The sequence below is a fragment of the Paenibacillus sp. FSL H8-0332 genome (genome assembly GCF_037963835.1).
Lineage (GTDB): Bacteria > Bacillota > Bacilli > Paenibacillales > Paenibacillaceae > Paenibacillus_AQ > Paenibacillus_AQ rhizoplanae.
Genome location: NZ_CP150145.1, coordinates 4,203,930 through 4,224,958 on the forward strand (window position 1 = coordinate 4,203,930; position 21,029 = coordinate 4,224,958).

Consider the following 21,029-nt stretch of genomic DNA (forward strand, 5'->3'; position numbering starts at 1 on the left):
AACAGCCGAAATTCCCTCATACCATGCATTATCTTAAACTCCATGGACATTTTTGCTGTTGAATTCGGAAGGGCTGATGCCTTCCATCCGTTTGAAGATCCGGCTGAAGTAGAATTCATCGGTGTACCCAAGCTCCCCGGCGATCTCTTTCACTTTTTTGCCGCTGCCTTCGAGGATCAGCTCCTTGGCCTTGTCCATTTTGATTCTGCTGAAGAACTCTATAGGGGAGTAGCCGGTAATTTCCTTGAACGCTCTGGACAAATATGCAGGCGACAGCTGTACCAGCCCGGCCAGCTCCGGCAAGGTGACTGTGGAGCAGACATGCTCCTGCATGTAACCGATGATCTTCTCTACCTTCAGGGAGGTGGAGTAATTCTGGTTATGCCGCTTGTTGTTCTGGTAAATGGCAATCAGGAGCTGCTGCAGTGCTGTCTTCGCGGCAAATTCATAACCCGGCAGCTTGGCATTCCAGACCTCAACCAGTTTGCTGAAGATCTCTTCAATCTGATAATAATCCTTCAGATCCTGTGCAGTATGCAGCGGGAGCGGCTCCGGCTGTTCTCCCAGAGTCCACTGCCCCTCCATCAGAAGTACCTGCGCATAACTGAAATGTACAGCCAGGAAGCAGAGCGGTTCCTCCAGCTCGAACTCTATCGAATGAAATACACCCGGGCGGATGTAGAACAGCATCCCTGCCCTGAACTGAAGCTTCTTATGATCCACCGTCACACTGCCCCGTCCCCCCGTGACGAGGATCAGTTCATGATGCTCAAGAGTCCGGGAGATTCTGTTCGAATAGATCCGGGTATCCTTGAATCTTCTGAAATTGCAGTAATGGATATGAAAAAAAAGCTGGTTGATGTTCACGTTGTGAAACCTCCCCTAACCCAAGTAACGTATTAGATACTAACGGCTAAACATTTGAAACTTACTAAGGAGCTGGTTATCATCGGAACTTTTGCAGGAATCTTCTTCTTGCTATTTGGAATTGCAATCAACTTATTTGCCTTATATGTGCGCAGACACCCTACCTTCACCTGGCAGATGAGTGAGGGCTGGAAAACGAAAGGAGATAGTGAACCCAGTGACGCCTACATCAGCTCCATGCGCTTCAGAGGGGCAGTGGCCTTATGGATGGGGTCATTCGTCATGGTGATGGGGATATTGACAATATGGAGTGCTCTCGGCTAATGGAATAGCGAGCTGCAATAATGTACTATAGCCATTCCCGGTCCCGGTGTATATTCATGGAACTACTTACACCGGAGGTCATCATGAATATCCTTTCTTTTATCATCTATTGTGTTGTGGTTACCTTCACACCCGGCCCGACCAATATTGTAATCCTCTCCTCTGTGCAGCACTATGGGGCCAGAAAAACAATGGGATACGTCGGCGGAGCCACACTCGCGTTCGGACTGCTTCTTGCCGCATCCGCGCTGCTGAACCGCCTGCTGGCGGGCATTCTCCCGCAGCTTCTCGGCGTCATGCAGATCATCGGCAGCCTGTATATGCTCTACCTTGCTTATCAGGTGTACAGGATGGGCCGTTCTGAAGCCGTGGGCCGACCGGCCTCCGGCTTCCTCTCCGGGCTGCTGATGCAATTCGCCAACCCGAAGGTGCTGCTGTTCACGCTGACTGTGATCCCAAGTTATGTTATGCCCTATTATAGCTCACCCGCAGCAGCCTTCCTTTTCGTCATAGTTATTACTGTGATCGGTTTCCTGGCCTTTACCGCCTGGGTTGTATTCGGCTCCATATTCAAGAGCTTTCTGCAGCGGCATCAGCGGGTGATGAATAGTATGATGGCTCTGTTTCTAGTATACTCTGCTGTAATGGTATCCGGTATTATATAGAGCGGCGGTGATTCAAGTGGAGCAATTCAATTATAAAAAGTCAGCAGAGATCCTCGCCTTATCGGCCAGCATGACGGATTTCACCTACAAAAAGCATTGCCACGAAGAATACGCCGTCGGCGTTACCCTGCGCGGCATTCAGCAATATACACTGGACGGCAGCTTCCAGGCTTCCCACAGGAATGGGGTTATGCTGTTCAACCCGGAGCAGATTCATGACGGCAGCTCTTATGACCGGACAGGCATTGACTACGTCATGCTGTATATCAAGCCTGACCTGATGGCAGAGCTTCTGGGCCAACAGGAACTGCGCTTCACCACTCCGATCGTCTATGACAGGGAGCTGGCACATTGCATCTGTAACCTCAGTCACGCTGTCCAGAGCGGGGCCGACGAGTCACTTAGCAGCGAGCTGCTTATCCGGCTGGTCAACCGCTTGTCCCATACGGAAATACAGACGCCGCGGCGGATTAACAATGCTTTTGTCAACAAAGCCAAAGAAATGATGTACTGCAGCCTGGACCAGGTACTGAAGCTCGACGACCTCGCACGGGAGTTCAACCTATCCAAATACCAGTTCATCCGCGAGTTCAAAGCCCATACCGGAACCTCACCCTATCAATTCTTCCTGAACTGCAAGGTCGAACACGCCAAGCAATTCATCGAGAAGAACAGGGACATCTATTCCGCTGTAGCAGACTACGGCTTCACAGACCTGACCCATCTGAACCGTCATTTCAAAAGTGTCTTCGGCATCACGGCTTATGAATATATGTTGCAGTTGGGCTAACAGGCACGGTCATTTGATGCATTTCGTTATCTGTGATAGAAATACAAACAAGGAAGGGCCGCCCTCGTCATTCTCATGACTTGGACAGCCCTTCCTTTGTAAGCCTACTACTGTATACCTACTGCTTGATAATCATCTCGCCGTCTTCCGGCCGGCTTGTATAGCTGTGATCCCGAGAAGCTTCCTCAATCTGATGGAACGCCCAGTGGATCATCGGCACGTCGGACCATACTGGCACGGTCTCACCGTACAGCGGTCCTCTTTCCAGAATCCGGTTGAACACAGTAACTCCCTCGGCACGGGTCAAAGCCTTGTCCGGCTGGAAGCTGCCATTCAGCATCCCTTCCATATAACCGGCCTCTTTCGTTTGGCCGATTGCCTTCTCCGCCCAATGACCAAGAGCGTCGTTATAGCTGTGTTCTCCTGTACCTGAGAGTGCTTTCCAGCGCGCAATGATGACTGCCATTTCCGCTCTGGTAATGCTCTGCTCCGGTCTGAAGCTTCCGTCTGTCATGCCCTTCATCAGTCCGGCACCTGTGACCTGACGGATAGCTTCTGCTGCCCAGTGGCTGCCTGAGACATCCGAATATTGGGCTGCGTTTGCACCTTGCAGCGCCAGCACCCGGTATAGAATCATGGCTACCTGCGCTCTGGTCAGCGCGTTCTCCGGCTTAAACGTTCCGTCCGGCATACCGACCATATAAGCGCTATGGCTTCCGGCAGCTCCGTTGTCCAGATTAAGAATAGTGAAGGTGCTGAACTTCCCGATGGTGAAGGACAATCCCAGCTTGTTGTCACCATATGCTACAATTGCGGGCTTCACCAATTCCCGTTCTCCGTCGCTGTGCTCAATGAACACGGCCAGCTTCGACAGATAAGCTGCTTTTGCGCTTGCCTCTGCCGGTACATGACTGCTGTCGAGCGGCAGGGTGATTGTTACCGGGCGGCTTGTCATATTGGTTTCAATCGTTATTGGACGATCTACCACATAGACGTTGCCATTGTTCAGTGCCTTGCGGACAATCTGCTCCGTTCTGGCGCGTTCCTCTACCAGCTTGCGCTCGCTTTCCTGTTTGACAGGAATGAGGTGGAAATACAGATTCGGGTTCAGGCCGCTAAGCGAAGCATTCGGAATAGTAATCATTCCGTTGTCCGTATAGATTTCCAGGTTTAGACCTGCGTCTTGTACGGCCTTCACTGCCGCATCCGGCAGCTCCACCCGGACATCTTTTACAATGTCCTGTTTGTCCGGTATGAGAATACGCACGCTTGGCGAATGGGCTGCCAAGGTCTTTTCAACCGCTTCAAGTGCTTTGGCAGTTGTAAATGTCACTTTATCGCTTTTGCTGCCATCGTTATTCGTTGTTCTTTCAATCTCTGTTTTTGCAACAATTCCATAGCCAATGGCCTCAACATCTACTGTTATTCTCTCTATTACCGGTAGGGCCGGTGCAGGTGTATTAGAAGGGACATAAGGCGTCTGCGAAGGCTCACTAGGTACAAAAGGCGCGGATTGCCGTCTCACGGTAACCGTGTACGTTTTTTCGCTGCCGTCCTTTTCCAGAACTACGATGGTTACGGTATTATCGCCTACATTCAGTGTCACCGCAGCACTTGCTTGCCCGGTCCCGGCAGCCTGGCCGTTAACCGTAATGGCTGCGCCCGGATGAGCAGCTGCCAATGTCAGTTGAAGCTCGGAGACATTGTACTCCACGTTAAGACTGTATTCGTACACGCTCGCCGTCACATTGGGGTGAATTTCACCAGCCGATGGCGTAATGCTTGCCAGACCGCTCTTTGGAACCAATGCCCGATAAGCCGCCTGCAATGCTTCCAGTGCAGCGTCCACCTCCGCCTGCGTGGCAGTGGCGCTTGCCAGTACTGCTTGCGCGTCGGTCAGCTTGGACTCGTAGCTCGCCCAGCTTGCTGGCGTGTAGGTCTCCTTGTCCAGAATAGCGGACAAGTCCACTTCCGCTTGCAGCTTGCTCTTGTCCACCACTGGTACCACAGGCACTTCCACCAGCGCTTCACGCGCTACCGTCAGTTCTGCCAGTGCCGTGTCCACTTCGACTTGCGTAGCCGTCGCACTACCCAGCACCGCTTGCGCGGTGCTCAGCTTGGACGCATAACTCGTCCAGCTTCCAGACGTGTAGTCTTCCTCTTCCAGCGTGGAAGACTGATCCACTTCCGCTTGCAGCTTGCTCTTATCCACCACTGGTTTCAGCACCAGCGCTTCACGCGCTACCGTCAGTTCTGCCAGTGCTGCGTCCACTTCGGCCTGCGTGGCCGTGGCGTTACCCAGCACTGCTTGCGCCGTGGTCAGCTTGGACGCATAATCCGTCCAGCTTCCAGGTGTGTAGTCTTCCTCATACAATGTGGAAGACAAATCCACTTCCGCTTGCAGCTTGCTCTTGTCCACAACTGGCTTCAGCACCAGCGCTTCACGTGCTGCCGTCAGCTCCGCCAGTGCTGCGTCCACCTCGGCTTGCGTGGCCGTGGCGTTACCCAGCACCGCTTCCGCGGTAGTCAGCTTGGACGCATAATCCGTCCAGCTTCCCGTTGTGTAGTCTTCCTCGTCCAACGTGGAAGACAGGTCCACTTCCGCTTGCAGCTTGCTCTTGTCCACGACTGGCTTCAGCACCAGCGCTTCACGCGCTGTCGTCAGTTCTGCCAGCGCCGTGTCCACTTCGGCTTGCGTAGCCGTCGCACTTGCCAGCACCGCTTGCGCAGTGGTCAGCTTGGACTCATAACTCGTCCAGCTTCCCGTTGTGTAGTCTTCCTCAGCCAATGTGGAAGACAAATCCACTTCCGCTTGCAGCTTGCTCTTGTCTGGCTTCAGCACCAGCGCTTCACGCACTGCTGTCAGCTCTGCCAGCGCCGTGTCCACTTCTGCCTGCGTAGCCGTCGAGCTTCCCAGCACCACTTGCGCAGTGGTCAGCTTGGACTCATAACTCGTCCAGCTTCCATTTGTGTAGTCTTCCTCATCTAGCGTGGAAGACAAATCCACTTCCGCTTGCAGCTTGCTCTTGTCCACGACTGGCTTCAGCACCAGCGCTTCACGCGCTGCGGTTAGCTCCGCCAGAGCCGCGTCCACTTCTGTCTGCGTAGCCGTCGCGCTTGACAGCACTGCTTGCGCAGTGGTCAGCTTGGACGCATAATCCGTCCAGCTTCCAGTTGTGTAGTCTTCCTCATCCAGCGTGGAAGACAAATCCACTTCCGCTTGCAGCTTGCTCTTGTCTGGTTTCAGCACCAGCGCTTCCCGCGCTGCCGTCAGCTCCGCCAGTGCCGTGTCCACTTCCGCTTGCGTAGCAGTCGCACTGCCCAGCACCGCTTGCGCAGTGGTCAGCTTGGACGCATAGCTCGTCCAGCTTCCAGTTGTGTAGTCTTCCTCATCCAGCGTGGAAGACAAATCCACTTCCGCTTGCAGCTTGCTCTTGTCTGGTTTCAGCACCAGCGCTTCACGCGCTGTCGTCAGCTCCGCCAGTGCTGCGTCCACTTCGGCCTGCGTGGCAGTCGCGCTCGCCAGCACCGCTTGTGCGGTGGTCAGCTTGGACTCGTAACTCGTCCAGCTTCCAGTCGTGTAGTCTTCCTCGTTCAGCCCGGAAGACAAGTCCACTTCCGCTTGCAGCTTGCTCTTGTCTACTACAGAAATCGTTTTGGAGGCCATGTTGGTTTTTCCGTTTTTGGCCGAAGTCACTTCTACCGTGTATTTGCCATACGGCAGTGCCTCTTCCGGCTCAAAGCTCCAGGTACCATCGGCTTTTACAGTTACTGTCGGGGTTCCGATGGGTTTTCCGTCTTCATCTTTGATGATGGCCGTTACCGTAGCTCCGGGATCTGTCGTCCCCTGGAACTCCGGCGTGGTATCAGTTACCACCTCACCGCCAGGAGCTGTAATAACAAGTGTCGGCGCCGGAACGTTAACCGTGATTCCCTTGGATGCAACCGCAGACTTGCCCCCCTTGGTGGCTGTCGCCTCAATAGTGTACTCCCCATCTTGTAAGTTGGCGCCCGGGGTGAATGACCACTTCCCATCCGCTTCAACAACGGCATTTCCGCCTGCGCCAGTCACGATCTGTCCGTCCTTATCCTTGATTACAATTGCTACGGCAGAACCCTCTTCAGCCTCTCCTGTAATCTCAGGTTTAGGTACATTGACCGGACTCCCCACAGGCTGGGTGATCCTAAGTGAATCAATGAATTGATCCCTTGGACTCACCGTAAACGGCTTAGCAGGGGCTCCGTAAGTGCTCTTGAGCGAACCCGTGCCATCATAGGCTACGTTCACCGTTTTCCCTTTAACATCCGTTCCCTCAGGCAACGTCAAAATCAGCTTCTTAGGATCGGCAGGGTCCACTCTGTAGGAGATGCTCCCGATAGGTACGGCTGTGTCTGCGATCTGAACACTGAAGCCACTCAAATTACCCGTTGCCATCTCCTGGTCGAAAGTGAGTACGATCTCATGTCCACCCGCCGCAACTTGTTCGAGCAAGCCCTCTTGTAGTTCAGGAGCCTCCGCTGCAAAAGTGAAGAATTGTCCATCCTTCAACGTTACTTTCACAGCATAGTGAGGTACGTTGCCGAGTGTGATCGGACTTAATTCGTATTCAGTAGCTTGTGCGAAGTCGGTGTCCGTATCGCTCACCAGCAGCTTGACCGTTTCCGGGGCAGCCGTTGCCGGAATGGCAATCTCCACCTCTCCCACACTTCCGTTATTCTGAACCTTCCAGATCCGTTCGGCCTGATACCAATCCGTCGAGCCAAGCTGTCCGGTGAACTTAACCGGTTTGCCGTTATCCCCCCAGATCAGATATTGTCCGTTTGCAAGTACAGCTGTATTTCCACTGTTTGCTTCAGCAAGCCCAGCCAGACCAATCGCCACTTGTGTATCTTTATTAATGCTTCGGCTTTGCTTCTGGTCCAACTCTTCCAGATTGTCTTTGCCGAGCCCCGCCACATTGTGATGATACGCCGCATTGGCTGTTTTGTTCCACAAGAGAGCACCATCTGTACCGATATAATCATGGTTTAAGGTGATGCCGTATTTTACAGCAAGATATGTCTCAATCTTCGCTGCATCAGTGCTTGTAATGGTATCATATAGAATAATTTCCGCTACTTCCGCATTAAGCCCGGACCAGTTATACTGAGCGGACGCATTTGTAGCTCCAATAGACGGGGTGAAGGAGAAGGCTGGAAAAACACTCCTTGTAACAGTTGTATTTTTCCCGTCAATACTGGCGGTATGGCCCGGTGCTCCTATTTGATAATTTACAAGCTGGTGCCTGTCCCGAATCGTCGAAGCGACATAAGAGTATACATTTGCTTCACCCGGACCTGTACTTACACTATTACCGTAGCCGCCCATCACAATTACACCGTTAGAGGGCTTCTGGTCTGAGCTGCCAACGAGAGCCCCTGCACTTCCATCCTCCGGCCATTTATACACCGTATACCCTGACCGGAATGTAATCGCTTTGTCACCCAGTAGCTTCGCCGACGAATTATAATGATATGCGCTTAAAGGATTCGCAAATTTCACACTCGGATTGAAGTTCACTCCGCTTTCATTGTACTGCGGAACTTTTGCCCCATTCGGAAGATCGAGCGTGAACGCTACAGGGTTCGGAGAACGATCCTCCCAGCCTGTTAATCCTCCATTTGCAGCCGACGCGCCATCATCCGCCTTCAGCCATAATACCGGCTCCTGAACACTGCCTCCCGGAGCTCCGCTGGCAGCTTGTACCTTCGACGGTGCAACTGCTGCAGAGAAACCGCTGGCCACCAGTGTCAGCGACAGCAAGGCTTTCGCCGGCCTGCTCCACCAGCCTTTTCGTTTTGCATGAGATTCCATTTTTAACTTTCCGCCCCTTCTATAGTCCTTGTCTACAACTCGAGGAGCTAAAAGGCAGACGGTTCCTTTTGGTAAATCACCATCTCGAGTTCCAAACAGAACTCTTTGTAATAGAAATACAAGTCTGGCCATTCGAAATCTGCAAATTTCTGAATCCATATGCAAGCTATGCTATCTTCCGTCAACAACAGTGCTGTCCTCTTCACTACCAACACTCTAAGATCGCTCTCTGAGTCCCTCCTTTGGCTTGCCATATAAGAACTGCTGACAGTCTGTCAGACTGCTCAAGGGGAGAAAGCTGACGTTCAATCCCTGCATTCAACAGGCGCCAGTTCCCGGACCTAAGCTATCCTGGCACACAGAGTTGTGCCTCCAATCATGTTAATAAGCTCATGTGAACAAAATCTGAACATTTTCGACAAAACATTGGTTTTCTATGCCAAAATTTCATAGAATCCTATGAAATATGCGTTAAAACACCGGAAAATGATTATAAATATATTTTTGTCAGTTATTTTTATCACATCTGCCGGCAAAGCTTTTTTACAGACAAAAACTCCGGCAGTCCGCATAAATGCAGAGCCGGAGTCTTCGTCATTCTTCCATATTATCAATATCAGAGCTAACCACTCTGCGCCAATCCTACACTTGAATGGTTCACCTGCTTGAACCCATTGTCCCGCTCCCCCGGACATCTGTAATAACCTTGGTTGCAATAATCTTCCCGGCCTGATCCAGTCCTTCAATCTCGAACGGAACGCCCGCAGTTGCCGGCTGAAAAGCAAACCAGATCGTCCGGCCGGATGCCGCCGTAATCAGCTTCGCTTCGGATTTGTCCGTCCCGGCTTCCTTCTGCTTAACAATAATTTTCTCAATGGCCGGGTCCAGTACTTCTCCGAATACCATGGGAAACGGTGTGGAGACCTGCTCTATTTCAGGTACCCTCATATAATTCATAGCCGCAAGGGAAGGCTCTTCGCCGAGTCCATACCCTGCTCCCCAGACCCACTTCCATCCGAGCCAAGTTTTGCGGACATACTCTACCTGAAGATCGCCGCCTTCCTGCTGGCCTGACCGGGTAAGGAACACAAGCGCTCCCCTGCCGACAGTCTCCTCATGCACCACCGTCATGAAGTCAGACTCTCGGAACAACCGTACGGCTTCCTCCGGGCTGCCGCCAAGCGGAATCAGGAGGGTCTGCTCCAGTCCTAAAGCTTGCGACATCCGCCGGTCAGACCAGCCGCCTGGTTTTTCATACATATATAATAAGATATAGAGTACCGCTACTGAAGCAAGAATCACTCCGGCCGCAATCCCCCATCTACGGGTAGTTTTCATCTCTCCATACATCCCCAATCCCAAGTGTTTACGCTTACAATGGATTCCATCTAACTATAGAATATTTCCGGTCAGATTACAAAAGTACCCCTGCAGCAAGCTGTAAACATTTATTTCATGCAAAAAGCCAGCAGACAAGGCTCCAAGTGGGCCTTCATCTGCTGGCTTATGTCATTCACATCTATGCTATGAATTATATTATTTAACTTCAGTAGCTCCGGTTACTTTACCTTCAAGCACAGCCGTTGCCTTCACATCTTCGCTGGAGAAGTACAGGTTGCCGTCAATTGTAGCATCCTTGTACACGTTGAAGCCGTTAGCTTCTACATATACATCACCTTTGATTGTACCGCCTTGAACGCGGAAGTTCTCGCTCTGTACAGTTACTTTTGGTGCTGTAAGGGTGTAAGTAGCTGTAACTTTGTGGTCTGCATCCTGCGCGTACAGGGCTAGCTTACGGTAGATCGGCTTAGCTGTATCGTTCTTGTCGTGAAATTCACCTGCTACCACTACATCCTTGTCCACAGTCAGATCGTTCAGCACTGCAACAATCCAAGTTCCCTTGTCGCTTACTGCACTAATGAAAGAATCTGCCTGGTTCACGATCGAAGCGGAGGTTTTTGCATCTACCTGTTCTGTTGCTGGTGCAGTTGTCGCTGCTGCCCCTTTGTCTGCATTGTTTTTATCCGATCCACAACCCGACAACAAAGCTACCGATACCCCTGCTACTGCTAATACTTTAAATAATTTCATTTTAATTCCCCCTGTTTCTTTAAGTTAACTTTATTATATATTAAAATTTTATGAATACAACGTGATAATTTTCACGAATTTGTGTCTTTTTTCACAAACATTCATATTTACTCTCTCAACGTATCCTCCCACTCCTCTCTAAGCAGCCCGATCCGGATAGAATCATAGAATATTCCGTTATAATAGCGGCATTTTCTCAGCCTGGCCTCCATCGTCATGCCCAGCTTCATTCCTGCTTTCATCATGCGCTCATTGCCGGACCAGGTGGTGTAGCCGACACGGACTAGCGGAAGGCTAGTAAATAAATGACCGATCCACATACTCTTCCCAAGAGATACGCTTATGTTCATAATAAGGCGCATCCCATTTCTTCCATTCCGGCGCTTCCTCTTTATACACAAGTTCCCACAGCCTGGGCAGATCGCCTTCAGCTATTGGCCGAATCAGCAATTCATGATCCTGAACCATTGATACCCTCCGTCCAGCTAATATTTCACATACTGATATTATATTAACTGAAGTGCTGAAGCGGTTGCCGGTATTGAACAATTTTAATTAAGGAATACAGAATGTACAGGCTACTGTAAACTTTTCACGGAGCTTAGCGTTGTATAGGGGAAGGGGGCAAGACATGGCCAAAGAAACCATTGATCACTTTCTGCAGCAAGCGGGAACTTTGCTATACCGGTACTTGAGGAAACGCGGACTTGCCCGCGAGGACGCTGAAGATATCGTTCAGGACACTTGTTACAAATATCTGGTCTATCAGGACGGGATCGGCTCCAAGCAGGTTATGGGCTGGATGTTCCGTGTCGCGACGAATCAGTTCTATGACCTTAAGCGAAAAGACAAACGCCATCCTACGGTTGATGCTGACGATATTCAGCTTCTTTCCTTGACCCATCTGCCGGAGATCCAGCTGCTGAGGAGGGAAACCGCACAGACGATCCGCGACACACTGGCTCTGCTCTCTGAGCAGCATCAGGAGCTGCTAATCCTCAAATATGAGTTGAATCTGACCTACAAGGAGCTCTCCTCCCTCTACGGTATGAATGAGAATACGCTCAAGACACATGTCACACGCGCCAAAAACAAATTCATCAAACATTATAAGGAGGGCATTTAAATGGAACAGAATCAGGAGCAGGACCCGTTTATTCTCGGAGGGAAAAAGACTCAGCAGCTCATCAGAAAAGCCAGACTCCGTTCCACCCTGAAAACCATTGGAATCATTGTAGTTGTGACCCCGGTTATACTTGCCGTTATCTGGTATGGCCTCTACCACTTGAGACTGAACCAGGGAGACAAGGTACAATCTGAAATTCTCTGGAAAAACGAGATCAGCGCCCCTAATGTTCATCTCAGCAACCAGTCGTTGAAATTGGATAGCTTTGGAGGCGAAACCTACAACCAGACTTACAAATGGCTAGGAAATAAACCTTATATTTGGGAGACCATCGAGGAATCCTATAATTTATGGGGCCGCTCCACCGGAAGATACGGCGCATCTGGAGCAATTTCGCCGCCGGAAAAGCTGCGCCCTTCCTCCTCTTATCCCCGTTACAACTCTGCTACTGGTGACCGGGAAATGGTCTTTTATCATCCTGAGATCCAGTATGATTCGTATGAGGACAGCATCCGTCTGCTGAAGCAGCTCGGAGACGATACTTTGGTGGAGCTCGCCTTGTCTTTTGACCATGCCTATACGCTGGATGAGACGCAGAAGCTTCTGCCTGCCGGGGTACAGCCTGTCTGGTTCTGGGCGGATGCCTATACTCCCTCTTATAAAAAATACCTGAAAGAAACGCGCCAGACCATCGCAGCCGATTCGATGATCATCTACGGATTCCATGGAGAGCAGTTTGCTCCCTACGGCGGTGTAGACTCCTTCATTAACAGTGTCGAACAGCTGCGGAAGCAGGGCAAGAACTTCACCTGGGAAGCAGATCAAGTCCATGAGAGCCTGGCCGGTGATAATGATATTCTGGAACCAGGCGATATCACAATCATTGGTGTAGTTGTAACCGGAACCGCCAGACAGCTGGAAGCTCTGCAGAATCAGGCTTATATTAAAGGCTCCACCTTCGGTGTCGTCTCTAATGCAATAGTGCTTCCTAACTAAGCTGCGGCTAATAGAGATCTCTAGTCAAGGCGAAGCATGAATTGGACATCCTTGCATTAGATTGAGATAATACAGGGAAATCCATCAAAGGTGGTGTATGCAGATGCCGGCAACCTGGACATTTCATGCAAACAGAATCAGAGTATCCCCCTACTGTTAACTAATCATTTACAGGGGGAATGAATTTCTATTCTTCCGATGAGCATACGTTTGAATATAAACAGCTGGCTAATCCGCAGGACCATCCGGCTATTCTAAGGTATTTCGTAGACTGGGAATGGTATTTCCTCGGTCAAGGCAACGACAGGAATCAGTGGCTGGTCTCTGCGGCGGAGGAAAGCATCGAATTCATCCTGCTGGAGCTGCTGCAGATGGGTAACAGCAAGCCGATAATAGTCGATACGGATATAGCCCCGGAGTTCCTGAAGAGTATAGCCGATACTAGGCAGATCGTGTACTTATATGATGAAGCTGGAGTTGTTCATTCGGGCGTTTGGCAAGGCGTAACGGACTGAGGCGCACGTAATCCGAGTAAAAGTCACCCCTTGGGCAAAGGAACGGACCCCATGGAGCTTATTCTTGGAATTTCTACTCTTAAACCTCTCGTAGAGAGACGATAAGGTCCACTCGGTCCGTTAAACCGCAAAACGTGGTGTTTTCCGGGGAATAGGGTCTCTCAGGTCCATTAGGAGCAATCTCGGCCGGGCGGTATAGTTCCGTGGTTCGGAATCTCCGGGATTCAACCCTATTCACAGAATTAAATCTGATACTCTACAAGAACCGCACGGCCACCGCCCACGCGGTGGCCGTGTATATTACCGAAAGGATAATTCCTCTATGAACTTGTCCACACTATCGGCCTCGCTTGCGCCGCTGAAGCTGCGAAGCTGTCTGATTCAGCAGCAAGGCAAGCTGATCTTCGAGCATTACCGGGATCAGCAGACGGCCTCCGAGCTGGCGAAGATCAATTCCTGTACTAAAAGCATACTCTCCGCGCTAATCTGCATCGCCATGGACCAAGGTCGGCTTCCCGGCCCTGCGGCGCCGCTCCGCGATTTCTTCCCGCAGATCCGGCGCGATGCAGATCCGCGCAAGCAGGACATTACGCTCGAACAGTTGCTAACGATGTCCGCTGGCTTCCGCTGGAACGAGTTCGGCGGTGCCAACTCCTTCCCGAAGATGACCCGCACCCCACACTGGGTGAATTATGTGCTGGAGCAACCGCTGGCGGATGAGCCGGGCACCCGGATGGAATACAATTCAGGAATCTCGCAATTGCTGTCTTCCATTCTGGTACAAGCCACAGGACAGAGTACAGCCAGCTATGCCGAACAAGTTCTCTTCGGGCCGCTCGGCATCCGGGACTATGACTGGGAATCGGACCCCCAGGGTATCCATACCGGCGGCTTCGGGCTGAAGCTGCGGCCAGTGGACCTGCTGGATTTCGGACAGCTCTATTTGCAGCAGGGAGTATGGAAGGATTCGCAGATCATCTCCGGCAGATGGACTGCACGTTCGGTACAGCCAGTCATGCACACGGAGCCTCCCCGCCACGGAGGGTATGGCTGGCATTGGTGGACAGATGCCCTGTCCTGCAGCTCAGCAGCCGGAGAATCCAGTTTGGTAGACTACTATTACGCCCGCGGGTATGCCGGACAATTCATATATGTAGTGCCGGAGCTTCAGCTTGTCACTGTGCTGACCCAGGATAACAAGCGCGGGAAGAATAATCCTCCGGCAGATGTGTTCCGTGACTATATCGTACCTTTACTGGGATCTATTTAAGCTTGTGCCTGATTGATGTGGGACTCCCGGGCAAGTCCCGGGGGGCCATTATGTACATACGCACAAATCCCCGCTGCCTGATTGCTTAAGGCCCGGGGATTCATGTGTAGATTACGCTATTCAATTCAATCATTTCCTCCAAGTAACAAAAGCCATATCCCTGACATGGTGATTGTTCTCAATTTCATGTTTCCTTCATGCTTCCGTGTTGCCCGTTCGCTCCATTTCGGAGTGTTGCTCCATGTCATGCATATGGGGTGGATTCCCGCGTACACGATTTCACGAAAAACGTTTTCACGGACGTTTTCCCTACTGTGATGAATCGCAGTTGTACGCTTCGCTAACCTTTTTCATTGGAATCACGCTCTTTCTTCCGCAAGAACCTTCTCTTGCTTCAATAATTAGCTTCGTTCTTCTTCCAAATTTAAAGATTTGCTCCTTGGGTTCCCGCATACCCACGATCTGCCAGAAGATGTTATCATCCACCTTCTTCATCAGCAGCCGATTCCGGCATGCTTCGCTAACGCTAGTACATCGGGGCTCTCTCCTTTCCTTCATTCATTGCTAAATTTAGGAATGAGACCATCACCTGCGGTACCACTTGTAATGCTTGGGGCTCTTGTTGCTGTGGTTCCTGTGGTGATGTCTACATTATACCTGAGATATACTTAAATTTAAACTTTCAAAAACCTGCATATCCCCGCAGAATCTGCGATATTTCAGGAGGATTGCAAATAAAGTGCCTATCTCTAAAAATTGCTTCGTTTACGGATTATTTACTCCCGTTAGCTGCTTAATTTATTGTATGCGCTATCATTTCGCCGGAAAAATATCGGCCAGACTGAAGATTTCTACCCCAGACTGGCCGGTGTGTCTATAGGTTGAGACTATTATTTCTGTGCTTACGGATTAATACCATGAGCAGATAAATTCCATAGACGAGATACAGAATATTAAGAATAGAGACGATTAGTACCTCACGCTCCAGATTCTCAATGCTGACCATGGCCAGTGCATCGTAAATAAAGTGGAACGCGATCAGCGGAACAATATTTCGGCCTGTCTCTATCAGCAAAGCGAGCACACAGCCCAGCAGCAGCGCATTGATAACCTGGAGAAGCGTATGTATAAGATCATTTCCGCCAAAGGCGTTAGCCATATGCAGAACCCCAAAGAAGATGGACGAGAATACAATATAGAAGAACGGTCCTTTGAATCTCAGATAATTCCAGATCACTCCTCTAAAAATAGCCTCCTCGGTGTAGCCCACCAGCAGCGTCATAACGATGATGCTGATCACTTCAGGCGCCCCAAGCTCTACGTTGATTCCATTCATCAGCGGTTGGGCAACCGCAATAAGGAGGAGCGGGATGTAGAACAGCACCGCTCTGGACGGCTTGCTCTCCAGCTTGCGGAAGCCAAAGCTGACGAGCGAGGAATCCTTTCTTTTCATATAGAGGGTTACAATAATACCCATAACCAGGAAGGCGCAGGCTTGGGCATTCCGTATCCCCATGTCGCCGAACTCCATAATCGTGGCTACAGCGGAAGCAACGGATACAACCAGGGTCAGGACCACTCCCCATACCAGCGAGTAAACGAGCGGGCGTCCTTGTGCAGCAGTGTTTTTCATTTCAGATCTCCTTTATAGTAGGCTAACGTATTGCCGCTTCAGGACAATAATGGATTAATTGTATGTTATGATGCCAAATTATACGATATCTATATAATCTTCCAGTGGGCAATGTGGTCTGTACATGCTATAATCTCTGAATCCCGCAATGAGAATGGAACAACAACATGAACAGTCCTATCAAAATTTTCAAAGTGACCGTGCAGCTGGAAAAGGATACCTATGGCCTTGAGGTTAATCATTGGCGTCTGCTGGTGGAAACGAACCGCTATTACGAGATCAAGCCGGAGAGCGGACCGGTAAAACGGATCTACAAAGAAAAACTGAATACGGTAGTGGATGACACCAAATCCTATACAGACGGCTATCTGGCTTGTTCAGCGTTCTGTAACGAGGACCGTATAGATGATATGCATACCGAAATGCTGCATACGCTTCAGGTTAAGATCAAGGCGTATATGGCTGAGCTTCATTTGAACCAGCAGGCCATTGAGCTGCAGTTCAAGAGCCCAAGGTCTTTGAGAAACTGGAAGTAGACCTCTCTCTCTCACCTTCGACTAAAACCCAAAAAACCGGAAGGGCCGCAGACTGCTGCGACTTTTCCGGTTTTTTGGCCTAGCCTGCGGCAACGAGATGTAATCAATGGCTAACAAGATAGGAGGCATCCAAAATAAGGGCGACCCGGCCATTGCCCAGGATCGTTGCCCCGGACAGATGGTTCATCGTCCCCAGATACGCGCCCAAGGACTTGATGACTACCTCCTGATTGCCGATGATCTCATCGACTGCAAAGGCAGCGATCCGGTCAACAGACCTTACAATCACGAGCGGTATTGTCTTGGAGCGGCGCTCTGTGCGCGGATAATGCAGTTTGTCTCTGAGCCAGGAGAGCGGAACAATCCGCCCGTGGTTGATGATCGCCTGCTCCCCTTGAACGACCTGAATCTCTTCGGGGGAGATCCGCACAATCTCGGCCACATTATACATCGGGAGGATCAGCACACGCCCGGATACATTAACCAGCAGCCCCTTGATAATAGCGAGTGTAAGCGGCAGGCGGATCGTGAACAGAGTGCCTGCCCCCGGCTCGGTCTGGATATCTATGATTCCGTTGAGACGTCCGATCTGACTGCGGACGATGTCCATTCCCACACCCCGCCCTGACACTTCGCTGACTTCGGAGGCCGTGGAGAAGCCCGGCTCGAAGATCAGGCTGACGGCTTCCTGCGCGGTTAAGTACCCTGCCTGCTCTTCTGTGATGATGCCTTTACTGAGCGCAGAGGCTGTAATTCGGGCGGCATCGATGCCCTGTCCATCATCCTCCAGACGAATTACCACCTGATTCTCCTCATGAAAAGAAGTAAGCGTAATCCTGCCCTTCGGAGCTTTGCCCTGCTGCACCCGTACCTCCGGGCTCTCAATGCCGTGATCGGCGCTGTTGCGGATCAGATGGATTAGCGGATCACTCAGCTCTTCTATGATCATCCGGTCCAGCTCGGTCTCGCCTCCCTGAATCTGCAGTTCAATATCCTTGCCCAGCTTCTGGGCCAAATCCCTGACCAGCCGCGGAAAACGGTTAAACAGCTGATCCATCGGCAGCATCCGGGTCTTCATGACCCCTTCCTGAAGCTCTTTGATAATCCCGCCCATATGATCTGATATGGAGCCGATATCAGGCAGAACCTTTGCAGGATCATTCCGTTGTCCCGCAGTGCTCAGATCGGCCAGAGAGGTCTGCTCGATCAGCAGCTCTCCCACCAGGTTCATTAAATGGTCCAGCCGCTCTACACTCACCCGGACCGTTGACTGTACCTCATGGGACTTGCCCTTGCCCGGAGTAGAGGACGAAGATTCTGTCAGCACCGGTACTGACGTGGTCTGGATGTCAGTACCGGCAGCAGGTTCGGGCACGAACGGTGTAATGACAATACTCTCGACATCTGTCTCCCCTGCCAGCTGCTCGGACACCTGCCGGATCTCGCGTGGAGACGCTGCCACTACAGCAAACTGGCTGTAGCGTACATCTTCATCGGCTCCAGGCGCTGGCGACGGTGCTAATGCAGTAGCGATCACTGGCCCGCAGACCTCTTCTATACGCTGCAAAAGGATATAATGCCGGGCCGCCTTCATCTGGCAGTCCTCTCTCAGGGTAACTACAAGGGCCAGCAGCGAATAGCCCGCTGCCACGGCCTCTTCCGCCTGTAGCCGCTCCGCTGCATCTAAGACCGGAAGCCGGACCGGCTGCGCTTCGGCCGGCTTATTAATCAATGCCTTGATCTCCGCAACCACTGCGCTGCAATCTGTGAATTCCCCGCCGCTGACATATTGGCTGCGCAGCAGCTTCATGGCGTCCAGCGCCCGGAAAAGCGTGTCGATCAGAATGCCGGTAATCTCCGGCTTCTTCTCCCTCACCCATTCCAGCGCATATTCCACCTCATGCGTGAGATCGCTCATCTCGCGGAAGCCCATCGTCGATGCCGAGCCTTTGATCGTATGGGCTGCCCGGAATATCGTCTGAATCAGCTCCGCGGTGGGAGCATGCTCCAGAGCGAGCAGCGACTGGTCGATCCGCTCCAACTGCTCATTCAGCTCTTCTATAAATATATCGCGGTAGGCAGACAGTTCCATCATCATTGCTTGTTCCCCTTTTCACCCGCCCAATATTTCTTCGAGCTTCAAAATACCAACCAGCTGATCATCCCGTTGACCCACTCCGTGGAACACCGCATCACGTCCCCGGCTATGTCCGCCTGTGGGGGGATGAATTTCGGTATACGTAGTCACTTTGTTCACCTTGTCCACAATGAGTCCGACGAATTCCTGCCGGTAGTTGACAACAATAATTCTTGTATTCCGGGTGTATGGCTCATCAGCCATGCCGAGCAGATTGCGCAGGCTCATTACACAGACCACTTTCCCGCGCAGATTGACTACGCCCTTCACTTCATTCCGGCTGAAGGGGATATCTGTAATGCTGAGCATTTTGATAATCTCATGAATTTCTTCAATACGGATGGCACAGGTCTCGGCTCCTACAGCAAGCTCGATATATTGTTCCTTCTGTAAGGATGACATAACTTCACCTCAGTCTGTAGGATTAATGAGTCTTGAAGGCGGCTGCCGACTGGGCTAAGTCCTCAGATAACAGAGCCAGAGCCTGGCAGGTAGCTGCCGTCTCCTCAGAAGCCGCTGCAGACTCCTCGCTGGAGGCGGCAATGGATTGAACCGAGCTCATCACCTCAGCAGCCTGGGCGGATTCCTCTTCGCAGGCCGCAGCAATCTCATTAACCTTAAGCGAAGAATTGTTCACCATACTTATAATTTGTTCAAAAGCCTGGCTGGTCATCGAAGACTGCTCCACACTCTCCGCTACCGCCCGGACGCTCTGCTTCGTATTCTCCTGCATCACCTTGATGATCTTCGTAATCTCCTTCGTGGCATCGCTGCTGCGCTCGGCCAGCTTACGGACCTCATCCGCCACCACCGCGAAGCCTCGGCCTTGTTCTCCGGCACGCGCAGCCTCAATCGCTGCATTCAGGGCCAGGAGATTGGTCTGCTCGGCAATATCGTCGATGACCTCGATGATATCTCCGATTTTGCTGGAGTCGTCTTCCAGTTGCTTCATCTGCTGATTGACCGTCTGCATCCCCTGCAGCGAAGTCTCCACCACATATCCGCCTTCCCGGGCTGTGCGTACAGTCTCATTGGAGAGCTCTGCCGCTTCCTCTGCACTGGAGGCCACCGAGTCAATCGCCAGCGACAGCTCTTTGAACAGCTCGGTAATATTGGTAGCGGCTGCCGACTGGTTCGTACTGGTCCCGGCAATCTCCTGGGTGCTTGCTGAGATCTGTTCGGAAGAGGCGGCTACGCTCTGCGAGTTCATCACAATTCCGTTGATCAATTCCTTCAGGTTATCCACCATCCGGTTGAGTGCCGCCGCCAGCTGTCCTACCTCATCCTTAGTGCTAATATCCGATTGTATCGTCAGGTTGCCATTAGCCACCTCGGTGGTCACATATAGCATCTTCATCAGAGGTCTGGAGATCGACCTTGCGATCAGATAACCAATGATAATACTGAGGATGACAGCCGCTATGACCACTGATATCGTAAGGGTGAACGCTGAAGAATAGGCTGACTGTGAATGGTTGTTCGCTTCCTCCGCCAGTTCAACATTCGCCTTGATCAGACCATCCATATTACTGAGCACCTTCTCCCCCTGTACGCCCAGCTTTGTGGTCAGAAAGGTATTAAATGCCGCTACATCATCCTGACCCGCCAGAACCAGCGCCTCATCAAACATCTTTTCATAGATTTCATATTCTTTGTCAAAAGCAGCCAGCAGCTCTTGCTCCCGTACTGTAGTCGCAAGCGGCCGGTAGTTTTCCATCTTCTGTACAATATCCTGACGGCCAGACGCAATCTTGTCCCCATAATCGGCAATCTTGACGGCATCCGTGGTGTTGCTCATATCCCGCGTATAGACCCGGTTAAGCTGATAGCTGATCTCGGCAGCGGACAGATCTCTGACAGAGATCAGGTTATTGCTGTACATCTCCTTCATATTCTGGTTGCTGCTGCGCAGGGATAAGACCGAGTAGACTCCAAGTCCAGCCAGTATTAAAGAGACAATCAGAAAAGCAGAGACAATTTTTGTGGCTGTTTTCAAGTTTCCGAACCATTTCATGTGGCTTCCCCCTGTAGTTAACATCTTAGCGTCCTTCTGGTCGGCGTTATTCTTACACTCCCCCATCAGCCGACGGGACATCTTTAGCTATATTTCGACATTTTATGTGAATATATTAATATCACAATTCTGAATTTGCATATTTATTTCATTGACTCAAGTGAAATTCTCCCCTTCATCAATACGCACATTCGCCGCTTTACAGCAGCAG

General features: G+C 51.2%; 17 protein-coding genes and 1 pseudogene. 8 read left to right on the forward strand and 10 right to left on the reverse strand.

Going from position 1 to position 21,029, the window contains the following annotated elements; translation table 11 throughout:
* Positions 1-33: 33 nt before the first annotated feature.
* Positions 34-867, reverse strand: a complete 834-nt coding sequence (locus NST43_RS18360) for an AraC family transcriptional regulator (RefSeq protein WP_339218545.1) — start codon at positions 865-867, stop codon at positions 34-36.
* Between the two features lie 54 nt (positions 868-921).
* Here NST43_RS18360 and NST43_RS18365 point away from each other — a divergent pair, with 54 nt between their 5' ends.
* The 3 genes from NST43_RS18365 to NST43_RS18375 all read left to right on the forward strand — a co-directional run bounded on the left by NST43_RS18365 (position 922) and on the right by NST43_RS18375 (position 2,646).
* Positions 922-1,191, forward strand: coding sequence for a DUF6199 family natural product biosynthesis protein (locus tag NST43_RS18365; RefSeq protein ID WP_339218547.1), 270 nt, complete (start codon positions 922-924; stop codon positions 1,189-1,191).
* An 83-nt stretch (positions 1,192-1,274) separates the two neighbouring features.
* Complete coding sequence (locus NST43_RS18370; RefSeq protein ID WP_339225463.1) at positions 1,275-1,856, forward strand: LysE family translocator; 582 nt, start codon at positions 1,275-1,277, stop codon at positions 1,854-1,856.
* Between the two features lie 16 nt (positions 1,857-1,872).
* A complete protein-coding gene (locus NST43_RS18375; RefSeq protein ID WP_339218548.1) occupies positions 1,873-2,646 on the forward strand; it encodes an AraC family transcriptional regulator in 774 nt (257 codons plus the stop codon).
* Positions 2,647-2,764: 118 nt separating this feature from the next.
* Here NST43_RS18375 and NST43_RS18380 read toward each other — a convergent pair whose 3' ends face one another.
* From NST43_RS18380 to NST43_RS18395, 4 genes and pseudogenes are all read right to left on the reverse strand, one after another.
* Complete coding sequence (locus NST43_RS18380) at positions 2,765-8,500, reverse strand: S-layer homology domain-containing protein (RefSeq protein WP_339218549.1); 5,736 nt, start codon at positions 8,498-8,500, stop codon at positions 2,765-2,767.
* 657 nt (positions 8,501-9,157) lie between these two features.
* A complete protein-coding gene (locus NST43_RS18385) occupies positions 9,158-9,838 on the reverse strand; it encodes a hypothetical protein (RefSeq protein ID WP_339218551.1) in 681 nt (226 codons plus the stop codon).
* Positions 9,839-10,036: 198 nt separating this feature from the next.
* Positions 10,037-10,591: a hypothetical protein gene (locus NST43_RS18390; protein WP_339218553.1), complete on the reverse strand. Its 555-nt coding sequence runs from the start codon at positions 10,589-10,591 to the stop codon at positions 10,037-10,039.
* 107 nt (positions 10,592-10,698) lie between these two features.
* Positions 10,699-11,059, reverse strand: a pseudogene (locus tag NST43_RS18395) (GNAT family protein).
* Between the two features lie 163 nt (positions 11,060-11,222).
* Here NST43_RS18395 and NST43_RS18400 point away from each other — a divergent pair.
* From NST43_RS18400 to NST43_RS18415, 4 genes are all read left to right on the forward strand, one after another.
* A complete protein-coding gene (locus NST43_RS18400; protein WP_339218555.1) occupies positions 11,223-11,717 on the forward strand; it encodes a sigma-70 family RNA polymerase sigma factor in 495 nt (164 codons plus the stop codon).
* Positions 11,718-12,713, forward strand: a complete 996-nt coding sequence (locus NST43_RS18405; RefSeq protein WP_339218557.1) for an anti sigma factor C-terminal domain-containing protein — start codon at positions 11,718-11,720, stop codon at positions 12,711-12,713. It abuts the gene before it with no gap.
* Positions 12,714-12,892: 179 nt separating this feature from the next.
* Positions 12,893-13,228, forward strand: a complete 336-nt coding sequence (locus tag NST43_RS18410) for a hypothetical protein (protein WP_339218558.1) — start codon at positions 12,893-12,895, stop codon at positions 13,226-13,228.
* A gap of 322 nt (positions 13,229-13,550) precedes the next feature.
* Positions 13,551-14,498 carry a serine hydrolase gene (locus tag NST43_RS18415; RefSeq protein ID WP_339218559.1) on the forward strand — a complete coding sequence of 316 codons (948 nt, stop codon included), beginning with the start codon at positions 13,551-13,553 and terminating at the stop codon, positions 14,496-14,498.
* 309 nt (positions 14,499-14,807) lie between these two features.
* On the opposite strand, the gene NST43_RS18420 is transcribed toward NST43_RS18415, so the two are convergent.
* On the reverse strand, positions 14,808-14,993 hold the full coding sequence (locus NST43_RS18420) for a hypothetical protein (RefSeq protein WP_339218561.1): 186 nt from the start codon (positions 14,991-14,993) through the stop codon (positions 14,808-14,810).
* A 379-nt stretch (positions 14,994-15,372) separates the two neighbouring features.
* Complete coding sequence (locus tag NST43_RS18425; RefSeq protein ID WP_339218563.1) at positions 15,373-16,131, reverse strand: CPBP family intramembrane glutamic endopeptidase; 759 nt, start codon at positions 16,129-16,131, stop codon at positions 15,373-15,375.
* A 167-nt stretch (positions 16,132-16,298) separates the two neighbouring features.
* Here NST43_RS18425 and NST43_RS18430 point away from each other — a divergent pair, with 167 nt between their 5' ends.
* Positions 16,299-16,667 carry a hypothetical protein gene (locus tag NST43_RS18430; protein WP_209992635.1) on the forward strand — a complete coding sequence of 123 codons (369 nt, stop codon included), beginning with the start codon at positions 16,299-16,301 and terminating at the stop codon, positions 16,665-16,667.
* Between the two features lie 103 nt (positions 16,668-16,770).
* On the opposite strand, the gene NST43_RS18435 is transcribed toward NST43_RS18430, so the two are convergent.
* The 3 genes from NST43_RS18435 to NST43_RS18445 are packed head-to-tail and all read right to left on the reverse strand — an operon-like array spanning position 16,771 to position 20,818.
* Entirely contained in the window at positions 16,771-18,765 is a 1,995-nt protein-coding gene (locus tag NST43_RS18435; protein ID WP_339218565.1) for a chemotaxis protein CheA, read from the reverse strand.
* A 15-nt stretch (positions 18,766-18,780) separates the two neighbouring features.
* Positions 18,781-19,206: a chemotaxis protein CheW gene (locus NST43_RS18440; protein WP_209992636.1), complete on the reverse strand. Its 426-nt coding sequence runs from the start codon at positions 19,204-19,206 to the stop codon at positions 18,781-18,783.
* A 22-nt stretch (positions 19,207-19,228) separates the two neighbouring features.
* Positions 19,229-20,818, reverse strand: coding sequence for a methyl-accepting chemotaxis protein (locus tag NST43_RS18445; protein ID WP_339218567.1), 1,590 nt, complete (start codon positions 20,816-20,818; stop codon positions 19,229-19,231).
* Positions 20,819-21,029 lie beyond the last annotated feature (211 nt).

What these genes read in the sequence shown, in the direction of transcription:
- NST43_RS18380 (WP_339218549.1), bottom strand. Translation starts at nt 8,500, where the DNA reads ATGGAATCTCATGCAAAACGAAAAGGCTGGTGGAGCAGGCCGGCGAAA.
- NST43_RS18370 (WP_339225463.1), top strand. Translation starts at nt 1,275, where the DNA reads ATGAATATCCTTTCTTTTATCATCTATTGTGTTGTGGTTACCTTCACA.
- NST43_RS18390 (WP_339218553.1), bottom strand. Translation starts at nt 10,591, where the DNA reads ATGAAATTATTTAAAGTATTAGCAGTAGCAGGGGTATCGGTAGCTTTG.
- NST43_RS18400 (WP_339218555.1), top strand. Translation starts at nt 11,223, where the DNA reads ATGGCCAAAGAAACCATTGATCACTTTCTGCAGCAAGCGGGAACTTTG.
- NST43_RS18425 (WP_339218563.1), bottom strand. Translation starts at nt 16,131, where the DNA reads ATGAAAAACACTGCTGCACAAGGACGCCCGCTCGTTTACTCGCTGGTA.
- NST43_RS18420 (WP_339218561.1), bottom strand. Translation starts at nt 14,993, where the DNA reads ATGAAGAAGGTGGATGATAACATCTTCTGGCAGATCGTGGGTATGCGG.
- NST43_RS18430 (WP_209992635.1), top strand. Translation starts at nt 16,299, where the DNA reads ATGAACAGTCCTATCAAAATTTTCAAAGTGACCGTGCAGCTGGAAAAG.
- NST43_RS18435 (WP_339218565.1), bottom strand. Translation starts at nt 18,765, where the DNA reads ATGATGATGGAACTGTCTGCCTACCGCGATATATTTATAGAAGAGCTG.
- NST43_RS18385 (WP_339218551.1), bottom strand. Translation starts at nt 9,838, where the DNA reads ATGAAAACTACCCGTAGATGGGGGATTGCGGCCGGAGTGATTCTTGCT.
- NST43_RS18445 (WP_339218567.1), bottom strand. Translation starts at nt 20,818, where the DNA reads ATGAAATGGTTCGGAAACTTGAAAACAGCCACAAAAATTGTCTCTGCT.
- NST43_RS18410 (WP_339218558.1), top strand. Translation starts at nt 12,893, where the DNA reads ATGAATTTCTATTCTTCCGATGAGCATACGTTTGAATATAAACAGCTG.
- NST43_RS18405 (WP_339218557.1), top strand. Translation starts at nt 11,718, where the DNA reads ATGGAACAGAATCAGGAGCAGGACCCGTTTATTCTCGGAGGGAAAAAG.
- NST43_RS18440 (WP_209992636.1), bottom strand. Translation starts at nt 19,206, where the DNA reads ATGTCATCCTTACAGAAGGAACAATATATCGAGCTTGCTGTAGGAGCC.
- NST43_RS18415 (WP_339218559.1), top strand. Translation starts at nt 13,551, where the DNA reads ATGAACTTGTCCACACTATCGGCCTCGCTTGCGCCGCTGAAGCTGCGA.